Origin of the sequence: Paenibacillus amylolyticus (assembly GCF_051136285.1) — a bacterium.
In the GTDB taxonomy this organism is placed as follows: Bacteria; Bacillota; Bacilli; order Paenibacillales; family Paenibacillaceae; genus Paenibacillus; species Paenibacillus amylolyticus_F.
The window spans coordinates 2,936,248-2,954,359 of the sequence record NZ_CP194938.1 but is presented as its reverse complement, the minus strand read 5'-3'; the positions used below and the strand labels follow the sequence as shown (position 1 = coordinate 2,954,359).

At 43.6% G+C, this 18,112-nt stretch carries 19 protein-coding genes; 17 read left to right on the top strand and 2 right to left on the bottom strand.

All coding sequences use genetic code 11. The features are described 5' to 3' along the window. Positions 1 to 16: 16 nt before the first annotated feature. Entirely contained in the window at positions 17 to 649 is a 633-nt protein-coding gene (locus ACR8BL_RS12890) for a tyrosine protein kinase (RefSeq protein ID WP_434748042.1), read from the bottom strand. Positions 650 to 1,148: 499 nt separating this feature from the next. Between ACR8BL_RS12890 and ACR8BL_RS12885 the strand changes: the two genes are divergently transcribed. Beyond that, positions 1,149 to 1,439 carry a YerC/YecD family TrpR-related protein gene (locus ACR8BL_RS12885; protein WP_017690665.1) on the top strand — a complete coding sequence of 97 codons (291 nt, stop codon included), beginning with the start codon at positions 1,149 to 1,151 and terminating at the stop codon, positions 1,437 to 1,439. A 3-nt stretch (positions 1,440 to 1,442) separates the two neighbouring features. After that, entirely contained in the window at positions 1,443 to 2,222 is a 780-nt protein-coding gene (locus ACR8BL_RS12880; protein WP_434748041.1) for a sirohydrochlorin chelatase, read from the top strand. A 134-nt stretch (positions 2,223 to 2,356) separates the two neighbouring features. On the opposite strand, the gene ACR8BL_RS12875 is transcribed toward ACR8BL_RS12880, so the two are convergent. Continuing rightward, on the bottom strand, positions 2,357 to 3,082 hold the full coding sequence (locus ACR8BL_RS12875) for an NPP1 family protein (protein ID WP_434748040.1): 726 nt from the start codon (positions 3,080 to 3,082) through the stop codon (positions 2,357 to 2,359). Positions 3,083 to 3,624: 542 nt separating this feature from the next. Between ACR8BL_RS12875 and ACR8BL_RS12870 the strand changes: the two genes are divergently transcribed. The 15 genes from ACR8BL_RS12870 (at position 3,625) to ACR8BL_RS12800 (ending at position 17,866) form a co-directional block, all read left to right on the top strand. Further along, positions 3,625 to 4,509, top strand: a complete 885-nt coding sequence (locus ACR8BL_RS12870; protein WP_434748039.1) for a diacylglycerol kinase — start codon at positions 3,625 to 3,627, stop codon at positions 4,507 to 4,509. A 220-nt stretch (positions 4,510 to 4,729) separates the two neighbouring features. Further along, complete coding sequence (gene rlmD / locus ACR8BL_RS12865) at positions 4,730 to 6,460, top strand: 23S rRNA (uracil(1939)-C(5))-methyltransferase RlmD (RefSeq protein WP_434748038.1); 1,731 nt, start codon at positions 4,730 to 4,732, stop codon at positions 6,458 to 6,460. A gap of 32 nt (positions 6,461 to 6,492) precedes the next feature. Further along, positions 6,493 to 6,618: a hypothetical protein gene (locus tag ACR8BL_RS12860; protein WP_434748037.1), complete on the top strand. Its 126-nt coding sequence runs from the start codon at positions 6,493 to 6,495 to the stop codon at positions 6,616 to 6,618. A 261-nt stretch (positions 6,619 to 6,879) separates the two neighbouring features. Beyond that, positions 6,880 to 8,073, top strand: coding sequence for a DUF262 domain-containing protein (locus ACR8BL_RS12855; RefSeq protein ID WP_434748036.1), 1,194 nt, complete (start codon positions 6,880 to 6,882; stop codon positions 8,071 to 8,073). Beyond that, positions 8,063 to 9,151 carry a DUF3696 domain-containing protein gene (locus tag ACR8BL_RS12850; protein ID WP_434748035.1) on the top strand — a complete coding sequence of 363 codons (1,089 nt, stop codon included), beginning with the start codon at positions 8,063 to 8,065 and terminating at the stop codon, positions 9,149 to 9,151. The genes ACR8BL_RS12855 and ACR8BL_RS12850 overlap by 11 nt, the downstream gene beginning before the upstream one ends. Next, on the top strand, positions 9,148 to 10,008 hold the full coding sequence (locus tag ACR8BL_RS12845) for a hypothetical protein (RefSeq protein ID WP_434748034.1): 861 nt from the start codon (positions 9,148 to 9,150) through the stop codon (positions 10,006 to 10,008). Before ACR8BL_RS12850 ends, ACR8BL_RS12845 begins: the two co-directional genes overlap by 4 nt. 306 nt (positions 10,009 to 10,314) lie before the next feature. Next, the gene (locus ACR8BL_RS12840; protein ID WP_434748033.1) at positions 10,315 to 11,004 is read left to right on the top strand and encodes a helix-turn-helix domain-containing protein; all 690 of its coding nucleotides are present in this window, start codon (positions 10,315 to 10,317) and stop codon (positions 11,002 to 11,004) included. Between the two features lie 80 nt (positions 11,005 to 11,084). Next, entirely contained in the window at positions 11,085 to 11,222 is a 138-nt protein-coding gene (locus ACR8BL_RS12835; RefSeq protein ID WP_434748032.1) for a hypothetical protein, read from the top strand. Continuing rightward, positions 11,191 to 11,778: an IS3 family transposase gene (locus ACR8BL_RS12830; RefSeq protein WP_434758358.1), complete on the top strand. Its 588-nt coding sequence runs from the start codon at positions 11,191 to 11,193 to the stop codon at positions 11,776 to 11,778. The genes ACR8BL_RS12835 and ACR8BL_RS12830 overlap by 32 nt, the downstream gene beginning before the upstream one ends. Positions 11,779 to 12,271: 493 nt before the next feature. After that, a complete protein-coding gene (locus ACR8BL_RS12825) occupies positions 12,272 to 13,423 on the top strand; it encodes a C40 family peptidase (protein WP_434748030.1) in 1,152 nt (383 codons plus the stop codon). A 158-nt stretch (positions 13,424 to 13,581) separates the two neighbouring features. Further along, positions 13,582 to 13,824, top strand: a complete 243-nt coding sequence (locus ACR8BL_RS12820; RefSeq protein WP_434748029.1) for a hypothetical protein — start codon at positions 13,582 to 13,584, stop codon at positions 13,822 to 13,824. A 149-nt stretch (positions 13,825 to 13,973) separates the two neighbouring features. Next, the gene (locus ACR8BL_RS12815) at positions 13,974 to 14,207 is read left to right on the top strand and encodes a hypothetical protein (RefSeq protein ID WP_434748028.1); all 234 of its coding nucleotides are present in this window, start codon (positions 13,974 to 13,976) and stop codon (positions 14,205 to 14,207) included. A 473-nt stretch (positions 14,208 to 14,680) separates the two neighbouring features. Beyond that, positions 14,681 to 15,961: a group II intron reverse transcriptase/maturase gene (ltrA, locus tag ACR8BL_RS12810; protein WP_434748027.1), complete on the top strand. Its 1,281-nt coding sequence runs from the start codon at positions 14,681 to 14,683 to the stop codon at positions 15,959 to 15,961. A gap of 665 nt (positions 15,962 to 16,626) precedes the next feature. Beyond that, positions 16,627 to 17,607, top strand: a complete 981-nt coding sequence (gene ltrA / locus ACR8BL_RS12805; protein WP_434748026.1) for a group II intron reverse transcriptase/maturase — start codon at positions 16,627 to 16,629, stop codon at positions 17,605 to 17,607. Next, a complete protein-coding gene (locus ACR8BL_RS12800; protein ID WP_434748025.1) occupies positions 17,594 to 17,866 on the top strand; it encodes a group II intron maturase-specific domain-containing protein in 273 nt (90 codons plus the stop codon). The genes ltrA (ACR8BL_RS12805) and ACR8BL_RS12800 overlap by 14 nt, the downstream gene beginning before the upstream one ends. The last annotated feature ends 246 nt before the right edge of the window (positions 17,867 to 18,112 follow it).

Below are 18,112 nucleotides of genomic sequence, written 5' to 3'. Positions count from 1 at the left end.
GAGTGCCTGGATGGAACTAGCTTTTGCGTCTTTTGGGACGCGGTTTAGCTGCTGCCGTTTTACGGCGAGCCGGAGACGAGCTGCGTTTCCGCTGCGTACCCGTCGTTTTTTTGCGGCGCTTGCGCGGGCGTGGCTTGGAGTATTCTTCGAAGTCGGCATCCGCCTCGCTGCTGCTATTTTTATTTTTTCCAAACGGCAGAATGCCCATGACGAGCTTCATCATCGGTGCCATCTGCTGAATGCCGCCAACCACTTTTTGCATTTTGGCAACGCCGCTCATGATGCCGTCGATACCACCAAAGCGGTCAATCATTCCTTTTAATTCACCCAGATTGGCGAGGGAAAAGCCGGAGCTGCCTGAAGAGGCAGCAGCTGGATCAGGAACAACTGGAACAACCGGAGTTGCACCTGCGTAGAGGTTTCCGGCAGATCCGCCTTGCCCGTAAGGTACAAGACTGGAGGCTTCGACTTCAGCGAAGGTCGGGTAAGTCGGATTAACACCAGGGTACATCGGCTGAATCTGGGCTTCATTCAAAGAGCGTGGCACAGTTTCATAAGGTGCATATGCCGAAGTGCGAGCTTGCCGCTGACCATGAGGAGCCGGACGCTGTCGTGTTCCGGGCTGGCGATGGTAATAATGCTGTGGCATGAACGATCACGTTCCTTCTATATTAGATTTTTCGGAATTGCGTTCCACCATAGATTTCGGAATTCCGTTGCATCGAGAAATCAATCGTGTGAGATAAGACAATAACAAGCAGGGTGGAACTCCCTTTTGATATACTGTATGTCATTCGCGGAGAGGCGGCGTAGGCAGATGTCACGGAAAACGGGATATTTGCGGATTTGGGCGCAGGTTATGCCAGTGTGTTTAGAAGATGTATTTAGGAATAAAAATGAAGTTTGGACACAAATTTGTAACAATTGGAATGATTGAAATCCTAGATATATAATCGGAAATGTTAACCTCAAGTGGGCAAAAAACGGGATATTCATGCTTGATGTCCACCCAGAGAGGACGATAGTACTGTTTGTAAGCGGTAACATGTGTTTTTGTTCTGTAGTGCGTGAAATCGTTAACGCTTGAAATACCAACTCAGGGTAGGTACAATGTATGTACACAGTAACCGCTAGGGGATGATGATAAAATGCAGCTGAAAAAGCTAAATGATAAAAGCATTGAACAATTATTTGAGGCCATTTTGACACTTAAGGATATTGAAGAGTGCTACGTCTTTTTTGATGACCTCTGCACCGTGAACGAGATTCAATCCATGTCTCAGCGGCTGGAAGTGGCACGTATGCTTGGCAAAGGTAACACGTACAACCAGATTGAAGCGGAGACGGGCGCAAGTACGGCTACGATTTCGCGTGTTAAACGTTGTCTGAATTATGGTAACGATGGTTATAAAATGACGCTGGAACGCCTGGGACGCTAAGTTATGAAGAAGCCGGGTGTACTCATCATTAGTCACGGTTCACAGGAGAAGACCTGGGTAGAATCCGTCGATGACGCGATTTCCCGGTTGAATCTGCCTGATCCGTTACCTGTTGAAGCCGGATTTCTGGAATTGGTGGATGGGCGTTTGATCCAGGACGGTATTAACCGGCTGGAGGCTCAGGGTGTAACCGATATACTGGTTGTGCCTCTGTTTGTATCGTCTGGCAGTACCCATGTGGATGAGATAGAATATGCGATTGGGGCCAAAGATGCACCTGAACGTGAAACAGATCTCGAACCATTCGAAGTAAAAGCCCGGGTTCATTTTGGTTATCCGGTAGATCATGATCCTGATATTGCCGTTATGGTATGGGACAAGGTTCGGTCACTGTCGCAACAGCCGGAGCAGGAGACAATTCTGCTTGTTGGACACGGCAGTATCCATGATGGATTCCGCCAACGCTGGGAAGCAGGCATTTCCTCCCTTGCGAAGCATGTACATGAAGTTAGCGCAGTTGCTCATACGGACTATGCGTTGCTGAATCCGGAAAGTGTGTATGACAAGGTGAAATACTGGAGCGAAGAGCGTGGAAGTCGCGTTATTGTGGCACCGCTGTTTTTGAGTGCCGGTTATTTTACCCAGCATGTTATTCCGAGGCGGCTTAAGGATCTGGAATATGCATATAGTGGAGAGACCCTACTGCCTCATCCATTGTTAGGTCAGTGGTTGGAGCGTCAGATTCACGTTTTGCTGGAACGGTGTAACAGGGCTGAAGAATAACGTTATCATCGGAATCATTCTATTTTGCATAAAACGTAAAACCACGTCCTTGGACGTGGTTTTTTTTGGTCTATTTTTCTTTAGTTAGAAAAGTGTAATCAGAAATTTTACAAGAATGAGGATGTCTAACCTAATTATCTAAACCAGGCCTTATTCAGATTGCTCGCAAAACTGTTGTCGTTAAAAGGCACATTGGCACTGCCAAAGTCCGTTGTATTCAGGGCATTACGTGCTGCTGGAGTCAGGTCGTCCCAACCGATGAGTGGCTGCGTTCCACCAACAACATTGGTTACACCAAGCTCGTGATTGAGCGGCCAGGTGCTATTATAGGAGATTTTTGGATGATTGCCCTGCATGTTACTGTTGCTTGGAGATACTTTAGTAAATTGACCATGACCAGAATAAGCGATGGAGAGTACTTTCGGATTGGCTACAGCCGGATTATCGACCCATACCACAATGCCTTCCCAGTCATGACGATGTCCAAATCCGGGAGAAGGATTGTCTTTAGGGAAGTACCATGCGTACATAATCGCCCACACCCCATTATGCCAAGCGGAACGGGAGTAGATCTGACCCAGATTGGAGCCGCAGCCACCATTGTGTGATCCGGATGTTGCCAAGCCGGCACTGGTGTTTCCCTGTGCATCAACGGCAGGGAAAGGGACGCATCCATGGTAGACCTTCAGAAAAGGTTGAAAACGTTTGGCTGTGATCTGCGTGGCCGTCACGGGTGTGACCTCTTGGAAACCGACGACCTGATCATGATTAATGACAGCAGCTTCCGCAGCGGTGCCCATAGGTAAGTAGGCTAGCAGGGTAACCATAAGCATAAGTACAAATTTCTTTGTTTTTTGCATCGCGCAAATCTCCTTTATAAATGTAATAGAGTGAAGCAAATATGTATGGATGAATTCTGTACTTCAATGGTACTGGAAAAATATTGATTTGATTTATATTTTTATATTGAGATTTGTAAATTTGCTGTATATCTATGTCATAATTGAATGCAAGCAGGGGAAGGCACGAAGATTAATTCCTGTCCAAGCGGGCAGAATGGAAGATCAGTGGGTTCTTTTGCAAAAGAAGAATGTTGAATCAGTTTCAAGTTGGCTAAGGCATGTTTATTAGGGTAAGGGACTTTTTGAGTTGTGATTTATACAATAATCACGATTGGATTAGGCTAGGACATCTTTACATTTGATGATATGATAGAAGTAACAGCTTTTGGAATGAGACGAAATTCCTCTGGCATAGTTATATATAGAACGAATTGTTCGGGCAAAATTAACGGAAATTCATGATTGTGTTAAGTTAAATAGTACCCCTTGGTGGACTGATGCAGCGTAAGAAGATGAGGTCATTCCGACTCATGGATAATGTGGAATAGGTGGCGTATCAGATGAAAAGTGCTCGATTAATATATAATCCGACTTCAGGCCGGGAAGAAATGAAGAAACGTCTGGCTGATATTTTACAGCGTTTGGATCAAGGCGGCATAGAGGCTTCGTGTCACGCAACAACCGGGGAAGGCGATGCAACCCGGGAAGCGGAAATTGCGATTGAACGCGGATATGACATGATTCTTGCTGCTGGTGGGGATGGCACGTTGTATGAGGTCATTAATGGTATGGCCGAGCGGGAGAACCGTCCTCCGCTGGGTGTGTTTCCTTTGGGGACGACCAATGATTTTGCGCGTGCGCTGGGTATTCCAAGACAATGGGAAGAATACGTGGATCTGGTCATTCAACAGCAGACGCGCCCACTTGATCTGGGCAAGGCGAATGACAGGTATTTTATCAATATTGCCGGTGGTGGTTCGTTAACTGAACTGACCTATGAAGTGCCAAGCCGTTTGAAAACAATGATTGGGCAACTGGCCTATTATATGAAGGGTATTGAGAAAATGGCAAGCCTGTCCCCGCAGGAATTAATCATTCATGCGAACGGTCAGGAAGAAATTCATGACGAATTCATGCTGTTTCTCATTGCAAATACCAACTCCGTTGGCGGCTTTGAGAAGCTGGCTCCGGGGGCAACCATCGATGATGGGTTGTTCGATGTAATTGGTGTACGCAAGTGTAACCTGGCGGATATGATTCGTCTTGTTACTTTGGCACTGCGCGGGGAACATCTGAACGACAAAAAGGTCGTGCATTTCCAGACGGATCACATGGAAATCACTTCACCGGGGTATGTGCAACTGAATCTGGACGGTGAGCTGGGTGGTACACTGCCAGCAACGTTTACCAATCTAAAACATCATCTGCAGCTGTTCCATCGGTAGATGTTACAATGAAATAACGTTTCTGAGATTCGTTAGAATTTTGGAACGTTATTTTTGGCGTGAATAAGGCAATTCTTTTATTAAGATTACGAAAATGACGGAACAGTTCAGAATAGCTCAAGTTAAACTCAACTCAATTCAGATCAACTCAATTAACAAATCAATTCAGCTCACCGTCATTGCAGGCGGTGTACTATATTAAGAAAGAAGTGAATGTACGTTGTCTAATACGAACCGCAGCGGTCGTGGAAAAAACCGCCGGAATTCGGCTGCTCCTCAAGGGAAAGGGAATGCCTCAGCTTCCCGTCAGCCAAGTCAATCAACGCAACCAACTCGTCCATCACCAAGTCAGTCAGGCAAAGAGGTGCGGTCACGGGGTGCATCTCTTTCTGGTGTGCGTTCCAAAGGCAGAACACGTGAATCCGCATCAATTGAAGGATTACCCGTTAGCAAAAATGAAGAAACCGTCATTGAGATCATTGGTATGAACCATGACGGAGAGGGTGTAGGCCGTGCGGACGGATACACGTTATTTGTACAGGGTGCCCTTCCGGGGGAAACCGTGCGTGTGCGCGTCATGAAAACCAAGAAGCAGTACGGATATGCCAAGTTGCTGGAGATTGTCAAAGCCAGCCCGGATCGTGTATCCGCACCATGTCCGATCTACGATCAATGCGGTGGCTGTCAGATCCAGCATATGAGTTATACTGGTCAACTGGCGTGGAAACGTCAGCTTGTTATTGATAATTTGCAGCGGATCGGGAAGCTGAACGTGCTGACGGAGGATGAGACTCAGGCAGCCCATTCAGAACAATCTCCATTGGATGAACAAATAGATGAACACACTGTACAAACCAACGAGAGTAATCACATTCGTTTGCGGCTTGAAGGTGTTATGAACGAAGAAGATACAGAACACGGGATTCGTGTCCTGCCAACGATGGGCATGGACGAGCCGTGGCGTTATCGGAATAAGGCACAGGTACCGATTGGTGTAACCGAAGGTGGTTTGGTTGGTGGTTTTTATGCCAAAGGAAGCCACCGGATCATCGACATGGAGACCTGTCTTATTCAGCACGAGCACAATGATGAAGTTGTGGCGAAGGTGAAGGAGATCGGCAGTCACCTTGGCATCAGTGCGTACAACGAAGAAACAGGCCGCGGCCTGTTGCGTCATGTCGTAGTGAAAAAGGCGTTCCGTACAGGTGAGATGATGCTTGTCCTGGTGACAAATGGCCGAGATATTCAACATAAAGACGAGTGGATTGGTAGTATCCGCGAAGCGATTCCTCAGGTGGCGAGCATCTGCCAGAACGTGAACAAAAAGCAGACAAACGTTATTTTCGGTGACGAGACCCGCGTCCTGTGGGGCCGGGATGTAATCTATGATTATATCGGGGACGTGCAATTTGCGATCTCTCCACGTTCGTTCTATCAGGTCAATCCGGTGCAGACCGAAGTGTTGTATGGAAAAACGGTAGAGTACGCCGGACTGAGCGGCAAAGAAACGGTTATTGATGCCTATTGCGGCATCGGAACGATCTCTCTTTTCCTGGCGCAGCATGCGGATCAGGTATATGGAGTTGAGATTGTGCCCGAAGCGATTGAGGATGCGCGTAGCAATGCGATGCTGAACGAGATGCGCAACGTCAAGTTCGAAGTTGGTGCCTCCGAGGACGTCATCCCGCGTTGGAAAGAACAAGGCATCGAAGCCGACGTCATCGTCGTCGATCCACCCCGGAAAGGCTGCGACCCGCGTCTGCTCGACACGATCCTTGAGATGAAGCCGGAACGCGTGGTGTACGTGAGCTGTAATCCAAGCACCTTGGCGCGTGATTTAAGAGTGCTGGAGGATGGTGGTTATCGGACGGTGGAGGTAACGCCGGTGGATATGTTCCCCCATACGGTGCATGTGGAGGCCGTAGTAGGAATGCAACGAATAGATACGTAGAAATCCTTTGTTTTCAACACTTTGCGGGTTTCATGACCTTCACGAAGGATGGCGCTGATTTCAAAAATAAGGTGCTGAAGGACAAAATCGAGGTTTCGGTCGTGCTGGACCTTGGTTTTGACGTCGAGTGTGTAGACATGTCAGGGGATAGTAAGTAGTTTAATAAAAATTTTAAGAAAACGTCCTCTATGTAGGGCGTTTTTTCTTTTTTTAATGTGTAGATTATTAATATGTCTAATACTATGAAACTTATGGGAAATGGAGTAGAATTTTATGGGATAGAGTTTTGAAAGACACTCTTTAAAATCATGGGTTAAGGGTTTCGTAAAAAAATCAATAAAGTTGGTTATAATAAATAATAGGTGATATTGAGGTAGTAATATCTGAGCAATAAATAAGAACTTTAAGGTGGTGATTTTATGGCTGGGTATAAAGAGGATAACGGAAGGATTGAAGAACTTGTTGATGAGTTTTATGGATTTGAATATGAAGAAAATGAATATGAGGAGCAGGAAGATGAGAATTATGAACGTCCTTTCGATGCAGACAAAATTAGAATAGATCAACAAATGCTATCTCTTAAATATTTGACTGATCTTATGAAAGAGAAACAAATTATTCTTAATCCAGGCTTTCAAAGAAATAAGGTTTGGAACGAAAAGAAAAGAAAGTCCCTACTAATAGAGTCTTTAATGTTAAGAATCCCTATTCCTGCATTTTATTTTTATGAGAATGAAGATTCGAAATTCATTGTAATTGATGGTTTACAGAGATTGTCAACAATAGCTGAATTTATTAACGGGGATTTTAGACTTTTTGGTTTAGAGTATCTTGAAGAATATTGTGGAGGAAAAAAATTCTCAGAACTGGATGTCAAATATCAACAAAGAATATACAGGACACAATTAGCCGTAAATATTTTGGATGCTAGGTCTCCTTCGAATGTAGTTTTTGATATTTTTAGAAGAGTGAATACTGGGGGGATTAGCCTTAAACCTCAAGAGATTCGAAATGCAATCTCTAAAAATCACACTAGGCAACTTCTAAAGAGCCTATATGCTAGCGAGGAATTTAGGGAAGCAACTCGTGGACGTATAAAGGATGATCGAATGGATGGACAAGAATTTATTTTACGTTTTATTGCTTTTTACAAAGCTTATAATTTCGATGAAGGAACTTTGAATTACTATTCAGGAAATATAGCAGCATTTCTTGATAACGCTGTATTGAAGCTTAATGAAACGAATAACAAAGAAATTGAAGAATTCATGGTAGCTTTTAAAAGAGCTATGGTTGCAGCGAAGAAGCTGTTTAAGGAATATGCATTTAGAAAATGTTATGTTAATTCAAATGGATATGTTTATAGTAATCTTGATATTATTAATAAATCTTTATATACTTCATGGGCAGTTGTTTTATCAAATCCAAGATTTATAGATATTGAATTTTTAGAATTCGGAGATGAGGTTCTAAATAAATTAGCAAAGCAGTTAACTGAGGATGTTACTTATAATACGCTTTTGACTCAGGGAACAAACAGTACACGTTCCGTACAATATAGCTTTTTAAAAGCAAAAGAGATACTGTCGGAGGTCTTAAAATATGATTTCTAAAATAAGTATTCAAAATTACAAATGCTGGGTTAATCAAGATATTATTTTTCACCCTATAACCATATTAGCAGGTGGAAATGCAGTTGGAAAATCAAGTGTTGTACAAAGTATACTCCTTATGAAAAAAGCATATGAGAACGCATATAACGGTGAAATTTTATCAAGCGATGTAAATGGAATTAATTTAGGTTTGCCTAAAGATATTATTGCTAAAGACAAAACATCCGAAGAAATCATTTTTAATAGTGTTCTTAGTGATGGAAACAGTCATGTTGTACGATTAGGCATAGGAGATGAAATAACTAATCCTTTATCACTAACAATAGAAAATCAGGAAGAGTTATTGAAAGATTTAGACCCATACAATAATTTTCAGTATTTGAATGCTGAACGTGTGGGGCCGCGAATCACTTCTGACATAAGTAGTAATTCTGTTTTTAATGTAGGGAATAAAGGTGAATTTACTAGTCATATTATTTATAAAGCAAACTTATTGAAACATGAGGTTCATGATTCAATGCGTACTAGCAATCTCAGTAGATTTTCTGCAAATTGTGAGGGTTGGCTGCAGATAATAATACCTGGAACTCAGTTGAGTATTTCAATGTACGAGGAAGTAAATAAGGTCACAATTAAATATAAGAATGAAAAAATCAAATCGGATGAATATGTACCTACTGCTACTGGATTTGGAATCACATATGTATTACCTGTAATTGTTGCTGGCTTATTATTATCTTCATCTAACAATTCTTTACTTATAGTAGAAAATCCCGAAGCTCATCTTCATCCATATGGACAATCAAAAATAGGACAGTTTTTAGCTCTGTTGTCCTCATGCGGAGTACAGGTTATTGTTGAAACTCATAGTGAGCATGTTATAAATGGGGCGAGGTTACAATTGGCTAAGATGAAAGAAACCAATAAAATGGCTGTGAATTTTTTTAATTCAATTGATTCAAGAATTGAAGTTGAAAAAATTGAACTTAATGAACATGGGGAACTGAATAAGTGGCCCAAAGGTTTTTTTGATCAAAATAAAGATGATTTAAGAGACTTATTGAGGTTACGTTTATGATTAATAGTATATCTTACTATATAGCGCCGTTGTTAGATGATAATTTATCATTTCCACAGTTTGAGTCTAGTATCGTTGATTTCTGTGATTTATTGGACGCTATTATTGATAATGAAGATGAAGTAAAGATACCAAAGGGTTTATATGAGACAGCGATAGTTAACGATATTATTTTTGCAGATTATTTATTTAACACTGAATATGCAAGTGATACTAGAGAGCTTTTTTTTGAAGTTATCATGAAACAAATTGTAGATGACATTGACTATAATTCTTTATTTAGTACGCTAGATTCAAGTGAAAATACAAGTTATAAAGCACTCACTGGGATAGTAGATAATAAGTTTATTAATCAAGATCAATTGTATGTTAAAAATAAGAACTTTATTTGTTGGCCGCATCGTTTTTACTTATTAAGGTCAAGAAATCTTGATGATTTTAAAAGAAACTATAGAAAATGTTTTCCAATGTTGATTTTTCATGAACGTATAGAAAAAACCTTAAATGTCTTTAATGATATTACTGAACATGTAGAAGAAGTTGTGAGACATTTGTCGGTTCTTAATGACTTTGCTAAGGAACTATATTTAGAAACTGGAGGAGCTTCTGATGAGATATACAGGCGATTAAAAAGTGAATATAACATTATTTCATCTGGAAGAGGTTCAAATGAAAGTTTGAACAAATTCCTCTGTAATTTCTCTAATATGGATAATGAATTTGAAGAAGTTAGATGTAATCCACACTCTAAGCTTTATACTGATTATTCTGAATATAGAATATATTTTAATTGGGGAAGAGAAAGGATTGAAAATGGTAAAATACTAATTGGTCATATCGGAGGCCATTGGGCGTAGTAAAAGAATTCAGTTGTATTATTCTAAACTACTCAGGCTGAACATAATTCCTGCTAGTATGGATCTGCTTAATAGTTCTCCCAACTACTGCTACTTACTATGTAGCTAATAGTGAGAGCTATGAATACTTTCTGTCTTATTATTTCCTTTGTTTATTACACCCAAGAGAGCATCCTTCGCCGGATGCTCTCTTTTCATATAGATATCCTTTAAAAGCCGATTGCCCTGAAATTGATATGCTCCCATCATAGTAGACAGTAGAAAAAAACAAAACTTTCTACGTCTACTATGCTGGGAGTTTTTCTAATGTCTAAACGAAGCCAGGTGTCCCTTGAAGCGAAACTACGCGCAGTGAAGCAGTGCCTTGCGTTGGAGTCCAGTCCAAACCAGGAAGCCAAGCAATTAGGATGTAGTGCGTATACGATCAGGCAATGGATATGGAAATATAAAGAAGAGGGCTTGCGCGGATTAGTGGAATCAAGAACATGGCATGCGTACTCCAACGAGCTTAAACAAGCTGCCGTGCAGGATGTATTGTCTGGAAGTTCCTCCATAGAAAAGGCAATCCAAACCTATCATATTTCAAGCCGAAGCGTTTTATCGAGATGGATTTCCAAGTATACTCAAGAGATCGTATGGAAAAACACCCTTCAAGGTAAAGGACGATCTCACATGAAAAAAGGACGTAAAACCACATTCGAGGAACGAATCGAAATTGTGAAATATACCCTCGCACATGAACTGGACTATCAGAAAGCGACTGAGAAGTATGATGTGTCTTATTCGCAAGTATATGCATGGGTTCGGAAATATCAAGCAGGTCAAGAAGAGGCTCTCCAAGATCGTCGGGGGCGTAAAAAGCCTGTAGAAGAACTGAGCGAGCAGGAACAACTCAAGCTGCGGATCAAGGAACTGGAAGCCCGAAACGAATACCTGGAGATGGAGAATGCCTTCGCAAAAAAGTTGGCAGAGATCGGGCGACGAAAACCACGTTAACCCTGGTCAGGCATGTAGAACGGTATCAAGCGATACAAGAACTACACCGTGAAAAGGGATACGCTATTGCGGTATTATGTGTGTTAGCTGATGTAGCACGATCTTCCTATTACAAATGGTTAAAATGGATACCTTCTGCCAGAGAACGTGAAGTACGTATGCTGGCTAAAGAAGTGAAGCGTCGTTATGACAAGCGAGATGGAATCAGTCATTCGTAAAAAACGGCTACATTACGTGAGTGCCACAGCGATCCATGTAGCTGAAAACAAAATGAATCGCAACTTTGATGCCCCTGCTCCAAATGTCAAATGGTCTACCGATGTGACAGAACTGAAGTATGGAAATGGGCGTAAAGCTTATTTAAGTGCCATTATTGACCTATACGATAACTCCATTGTTTCATGGGTACTGGGTCATTCCAACAACAATAAACTCGTGATGGATACGCTGAAAAAAGCGTACGTCAAGCATCCAGGTGTGTCCCCAATGATCCAAAGCGACAGAGGCTTTCAGTACACGTCTCATGAGTATAAAAGGCTCCAGTTGAAGTACGGATTTACAAAGAGCATGTCTCGTGTAAGTCGCTGTTTGGATAACCAGCCCATTGAACGATTTTGGGGCACATACAAGTCAGAAAGTTATTATCTTACGAAGTATGACACCTATGAAGCTCTGTACTGCGCAGTTCGTCGTTATATGCGCTACTACAACAACTACCGTTACACAGAGTGTCTGGACGGTTTGTCTCCGAACGAATACCGAAGAGCAGCATAACAAAGATACCTCAGCACGTCATCCGAGCTAAGGTATCCAAACGAATCATTTTTGTTTTTTAAAGTGTCTACTTGACGGGGAGCAGTTCAGATAGCTAAACTGAAAATGCAGTCTATTAAGCAGCAAAAAGGCAGCAGAATACAGGCGGAACCTAAAAAGCAGTCTCCTGCTCAATCAATGAATCCCTCTTCTTTGAGGCGAATGTCTAACCTTGAGAAACAATCCGGTGATGTTGAAAGGAGACTCTTCCGTACGGAGTCATCATTTCAATTTTCTAAGAAGTCAAAGCATTCTCGGCCGGTCAGCCATTCTATTACTAACAAAGGGCAAAAAATAATCAAAACTTTATCCAAGCAAACAAGGCTGGGGGTGTCCAACAGACCAAAAAGCAGTATGAATGCTTCGGTTCGTTTAAAAGGGTGGCATAGAGCAGGCTAGGAAAGCGGTCCACCAGGCAGCACTAGCTCGAAGAAATATACAAAGAATACAGGCCATGAACCGATTTAATCTTCGAATCATTCGTATCGTAGTAAAGGCTGCCGCTGTGGCAGTGAAGGGAATCATGGCTTTATTAGGAGTGAGTGGCTCAGTCATTATGCTGATGTGCATCGTATTAGCGGTTGCTTCTCTTATAGCATCCCCCTTTGGCATTTTCTTTTCTGACGAAAATACGGAGCAGGATGTAAAGCCCTTGTCTGCGATTGTCCAAGAAATGAATGCTGCATTTGTTGATAGGCTAGAGGAGATTAGACAAAATGCAGGTACTGTTGATCGTGAGGAGCTAAATTATATTGGTGGTGCAGATAATACTCGTGTAGATAACTGGAGTGATGTCATTGCAGTCTTTGCAGTTAAGACGGCGCTGGACGCTGAGGGTGGAATGGATGTGGTCACGATTGATGCGACGCGTGAGGAAATGATTCACTCCGTCTTTTGGGATATGAACATAATTGAATACGATTTAGAAAAGATAAAGCATGAGGAAACAGTAGCGGTAGATCAGGAGGAGGGTAGCTTAGAAAATAAGACGGTGACAACGTATGAAACGGTTCTCCGTATTACGATTACTAGCCGGACAGCCGAGGAGCAAGCAGGGGAATATAGATTTACAAACGACCAATATTCACTTATGGAAGAGATGCTTTCAGAGGAATTCAGGACTCTTATGTTTGCTCTTTTAGGTAAGGATAGTGATACAGGCTTATCACAGGAGCAGCTTGAACTGGTTTATCGAGATTTGCCAGAGGGAGCACATGGGGCTGAGGCGGTTAAGCTAGCATTAACTCGTTTAGGTGATCCGTATAGCCAGCCCAAGGCAGGAATCGGGCGCTACACAGATTGTAGCTACCACGTACAGTGGGCTTATAAGCAGTTAAATATTCAGTTGCCACGCACCGCGGCAGAACAGGCACGTTATATCGTAGATAATAACCTTGCAATCCAATATGAGCATTTAGCTCCTGGAGATTTGGTGTTTTGGAGCTATGAACGCAATGGTCGTTTTATGGATATCACGCATGTAGGTATTTATGCGGGTGATGGGAAGGTCGTGGATGCTTCCTCCAGCCGTGGACAGGTGGTATATCGGAATTTATTTGATGGGGACAAGCAGGTGATGTATGGGAGGGTTTCAAGTTCATTGTAATAAGAAGTTTTTAAGAAAGTTTAACTTGTATATTAGAAATAATAAATTGAGCAGGAAGAAAAGTACCAAGTCTACCTGAACGAGCTTTCAAAGCGATTTATGCCTATTCTGGAAGCCTATTGGCGGGAGGATGTAATAGATATTGAACATATTGGACTATGATGGAAAAGCAGGGCATCAAGAGCCAGTGCAATGATCTGATGCTCTTTAATCGGCTCTTGTGGCGTAAAGCCAGAGAACTTGAAGAGAATGAATGGACAGATGATAGAAAAATCGATCAGGTTTATGAAATGATAAAAGGTGTCGGCAAGATATTTGAGGTTAGAGCGGGAATTTGCTCTATAGAAACAGATTCAATATATTTCAAAACAGAGGATTCTATTTTCTGGCATGGGTGCTGATAGGAGAAATTACATGTTTAAAGCATACCGATTTTTAGAGCGCGGAGGAAGCTATTTCCCTGCTGATCCGTTAGAAACGGCCGCAGACGTATACGAGTTATGTAAAAGCACATAAGGCGCATTATCCTGAGATACGTGTTACTACGGATATGGATAATTACATTGCTGTGCAAGCTATTGATGGGGTTATCGTATTTCCGAAGCAGTGGACGTTGAAGGAGATTAAGGAGAAGCACATCGATGCTTCTCCCATCTTTAAATCAAATGAATTTATAAACGCCCTGGAGAGGTCAGGGTTTATTGTTCAGTCGGATGTCAGCTATACATCTTTGAGTGCAACGGAATATTTAATGGAACTGTATGACGGTATAGAAAAAACTTGAAATGAATAACCCAGTTAATTCTTTTAGGGAATTAACTGGGTTATTTTAGTGCGCCCGGGAAGGGCGATAACTAGGCGGTGAAAGTCCGCTACAGGCTTGGCAGTAGGAACTGTTAGCCAAGGGCAAGGGTGTCCGTCGCGAGGCGGAATCTGAAGGAAGCCGGAGGCAAACCCTCGGTCTGACGAACAGAAACCACATACAAGGCATGGTGGAACGGACGAGCTTGCTAAACAAAGCGAAGTCCAATACTGCCCGAATTCTGGCATGTAAATGTGGCAAATGGATGAGGGGAAGGTTATCGCTCTTACCCGGGGAGGTCTCACAGACGTGGAGTAGGAAAAAAATCTGAAACACGGAGTAAAGCTTGCTGTGAGAAGTCAGCAGACGCCATAGTACGCTTATCGCGCAAGCGACAAGCGGAAGGGCTGAACCATCGTAAGTCTTGAGTACAAACCGAAAGGAGAGTCGATGCAATGAAAGCAGAATACCGAAAGGGCTACCGGCAAAGAGATAGTGTGGAACGCGAAGGGTATGCAAGAGCGCGGAGCATCGAAGCTCGAGAAGGTAGAGAAAGAGACGGTGCAAAAGGCCTGATAGAACGCATCCTGAACAGAGACAATCTGAACCGGGCGTATAAACAGGTTAAACGGAACCATGGGGCGCCGGGAATCGACGGAATGACCGTTGAGGCGGCGTTGCCATGGCTACGGGAAAACAGAGAGGAGGTCGTCCTGCAACGTATTCGGGAAGGCAGCTACAAGCCAAGCCCGGTGCGACGCAAGGAAATCCCCAAACCAGATGGAAGCGGTGTGCGAAAGCTGGGCATCCCGACGGTCGTCGATCGGGTGATTCAACAAGCGATCGCACAGCAACTGCAACCGTTGTTCGAGCCGCTCTTTTCGGACGGGAGCTACGGATACCGCCCGGGACGAAGCGCACAGCAAGTCATTCGAAAGGTGAAGGCCTATGCGGAGCAGGGCTACGGGCATGCGGTCGAGATCGACCTGTCGAAATACTTCGACACGCTCAACCACGAGCTACTGTTAAACCTGCTGCGGAAGCGAATCCCGGACAAACGCGTCATTGACCTGATCAAGAAGTACCTGAAAAGCGGCATCATGGAAAATGGCGTACGCCAGGCAACGGAAGAAGGTTCGCCGCAAGGAGGGGCGTTGTCCCCACTTTTAGCGAATATCTACCTGAACGAATATGATCAGGAGATGGAAGGTCGAGGCGTGAGGGTCATCCGCTATACCGATGACATCGTTGTCCTCGCGAAAAGCAGGCGAGCGGCCCTACGGCTGCTGGCATCCAGCCGGACGTATTTGGAGCAAAAGCTCAAGCTTCAACTGAATACACAGAAGAGCAAAGTGGTAAGCATCGTGGCACAGAAGTACTTTAAATTTCTGGGATTTGCGTTGGGAAAGAACGGGAAGGGCGTGTACATACGTGTACACCGCGAATCTCTAGCCAAGGCAAAGCAGAGGTTAAAGGGGCTAACGAGTCGAAGTCAAGGTAAGAAGGCTCGGCAGGTGATGGAGAATGTGAAGGTCTACATTCGCGGCTGGATCGGTTATTTCTACGTAGCCGACATGAAGCGGATCCTGCAAGGCTGGAACGAATGGTTGCGAAGACGAATGCGGATGTACATCTGGAAGCAATGGAAGAAGCCTCGAACGAGGGTGCAGAACCTGCGAAAGCTGGGGATACCGGAGTGGCAGGCCTACAAATGGGGGAATACAAGGCTGGGCTAATGGCGAATAGCCGGTAGTACAGTGTTGAATCGCTCTGTAACAAACGAAAGACTCGCACAGGCAGGGTATTTTGACTTCCCTGCCCAGTACGAGCGCTTGCGTCAATTGCACTTAAACGGTTGAACCGCCGTATACCGAACGGTACGTACGGTGGTGGTGTGCTGTGAAAGGCACATCAGAGATGAGGAAGGCCCCTCGACGGGGATCGAGTCAGGCGAACCCGTCAAACAGCCCTAAGCTGCTGCAATAAAGAGTTGTGGTAGTGAGCGTCTAGGGAAAAGGTTGCCGTAAGCAATCATGTGGGATATGCAAAGATGAACGAAAGTGAACTGCCGATGAAGTATCGATAGCGTAAAGTTTTGTCAAAACCTGTTGTTCACCACTAGGCAGGGAAAAGAGCAGAAGTAGACCTGGAGGCTGACTGCTCGGCAAACGGTATTAAGGCAGCATGAGTGCATATAAGGCTCTGATGTGAAACACAGGAACCTGCATCATGATGGTAAGTGAAAAGACACAAGTCACAGAAAGACGAGGTCGAAATAGCAAAGCATGATGCAGGGGCGGAGGCGCCTGTAGTAGTCATGAAGTTGCTGTAATGGCAATGGAGCGAAGGGGCGCCATCATTCAGCTCGAAGCAGAGAACAACTGGTTAACAGGAGGATTCGATGAAAGAGAGCAAGCCATTTAACATTCCAAAGCAGGTAGTTATGACAGCATTTAAGAGAGTCAAAGCGAATAAAGGAAATGCAGGGATCGACGGTCTGGACATCAAGAACTTTGAAAAAGACCTCAAAAGAAACCTGTATAAGATTTGGAACAGAATGAGTTCCGGGAGTTACTTCCCTCCACCGGTTAAATTGGTCGAAATTCCAAAGAAATCCGGTGGGACGCGAGGACTCGGCATTCCGACAGTCGGAGACAGAGTGGCTCAAATGGTAGTGAAAGTGTATATAGAGCCGCGAGTAGAGGCCATCTTCCATACAGATTCCTATGGGTACCGTCCCAACAAGTCAGCGATTGATGCAGTAAGACAAGCGAGGAAAAGGTGCTGGAAAAATGACTATGTCTTAGAATTTGACATCAAAGGTCTATTTGACAACATCGATCACGAATTATTAATGCGTGCAGTGCGAAAACACATCAGCGAGTCATGGATACTGATGTATATCGAAAGATGGCTCAAAGCACCGTTCATAAATGTGGAAGGTCAATGGAGCGAACGCAAAAGCGGAACCCCTCAGGGCGGCGTCATCAGTCCTGTACTTGCGAATCTGTTTATGCATCACGCTTTTGACTTGTGGATGAAACGGACAAATCCAAACGCACCGTTTGAAAGTTATGCAGATGACGCCATTATCCACTGCAGAACGCAAGCGGAAGCTGAGGAGATTCTGGGAAGACTCAAGGAACGACTAGAGGAATGCAAGCTCGAATTGCATCCAACGAAAACCAAGATTGTATACTGCAAGGATAAGGACAGAGTAAAGGAGTATCCAGTCACTGAGTTTGAATTCCTGGGGTACACCTTTCGAAGGGTGTTCATCAAAGACAGACTGGGGAGATTGCAGTTCAACTTCCTGCCATCAGTGAGTGCGAAATCGGCCAAAGCGTTTCAGAGACAAAATAAAATCGATGCGAATTCATAGCTACACAGGTAGTAAAATTGAAATGATCGCAGAAATGCTGTCTCCAATGGTCAGAGGATGGCTCAACTACTTCACAAAATTTAATCCATCAGCAGTAAAGTACACCATGGACTGTCTGAACCGCAGATTAGTCAAATGGGCGATGTGTAAATACAAGAGGTTCAGAGGACATCGCACTCGAGCAGAAAAATGGCTGAAAGAACTCGCAAAAAGAGAACCCAATATGTTTCCACACTGGGTCCTCGGAATGGTACCGTAACTGGCCGAATGATAAGAGCCGTATGAATCGAGAGGTTCACGTACGGTTCTGTGAGGGCCTGAAGGTGAAACTCCTTCGGGCTACTCGACTGAGAGGTCGGCTACTCAACTAATGGGTAGCCTCCTACTCGATTTTTTCAAAAACCACATTCCCTAAATATGAAATTTTTGTAACAATAGCCAAAAAAAGTAGTTTAGAGTTATAATATACAATGTAATAATTTACAAATAAATATAATAAAAGGAG